This is a genomic window from Vibrio sp. 03_296 (assembly GCF_002265885.1).
Genome location: NZ_NPKW01001075.1, coordinates 1 through 800 on the forward strand (window position 1 = coordinate 1; position 800 = coordinate 800).

Below are 800 nucleotides of genomic sequence, written 5' to 3' on the forward strand. Positions count from 1 at the left end.
TTTGCACTCTCTGCTCAGTGCTTAAGGTGGTGCCCATCGGGTTATTGATTGCTCGGCGTCAGGTAAACAAAGCGACACTTAGAATGCGAGCACGTCAGCAACATCAATGCCGCTTCTCACTGCGACGCTAAGCGGCTCCATCGGCATGCCCAATAAACAGGCCACTTTGCGCATTTGACTGTAACCCGGTTGCTCCATTAACAGTCGATCGCTTGCTTCTTTTGCGCACATCAGRGCAATGGTTAGTGCCTGCTGCGCGCCAGAGGTAATAATGATTTGCTCCGCTTGGCATTTCACAGAGCGACTCGACGCCAAGTAATCCACCAAGGCGCACCTGAGGGCGTAATCCCCTTTGACGATTTGATTGCCTAAGATGGTGCGCCGCGAATGTTGGCGTTGTAGATATTTTTGCCATTCAGGCAGCGGGAATTTTTCCAGATCCGGTACGCCGGGYGCAAAAGCTCGGTTGATCTTGATGGGTCCAAGTTCTGCTGTGAATTCCGCAATGCTCTTGTTTCATGACTGGCGAAATCGCCATCTCTCCCAGATAGTGCTCTGGTAACTCAACCGCGACGTAGTAGCCCGAACCAGCTCGGCTTTCAATGTAACCCTCCGCACTAAGTTGCTCGTACACCGCGATGACGGTGTTGCGGCTCACATTGAGCGCCTGAGCTAACTTACGCGTGGCAGGCAAGCGCCCCCTGCTTATTCCAAAGCCCGCGCGTTATTTTTCTCGAATACGCGTCGTAAAGATCTCGCTGTAACACTCCTGTTTTTGGCGTCAGTGTCAGATCGCCGAT

Annotated in this window: 2 protein-coding genes; both read right to left on the bottom strand. The window is 52.6% G+C overall.

The window, feature by feature from the left end:
* Nucleotides 1–78: 78 nt before the first annotated feature.
* Nucleotides 79–507 (bottom strand): aminotransferase class I/II-fold pyridoxal phosphate-dependent enzyme, encoded by a 429-nt coding sequence (locus tag CIK04_RS35015; RefSeq protein ID WP_369597199.1) that lies wholly within the window; start codon nt 505–507, stop codon nt 79–81.
* Nucleotides 416–658 (bottom strand): hypothetical protein, encoded by a 243-nt coding sequence (locus CIK04_RS35020; protein WP_325206019.1) that lies wholly within the window; start codon nt 656–658, stop codon nt 416–418. Before CIK04_RS35020 ends, CIK04_RS35015 begins: the two co-directional genes overlap by 92 nt.
* Between the last annotated feature and the right edge of the window lie 142 nt (nt 659–800).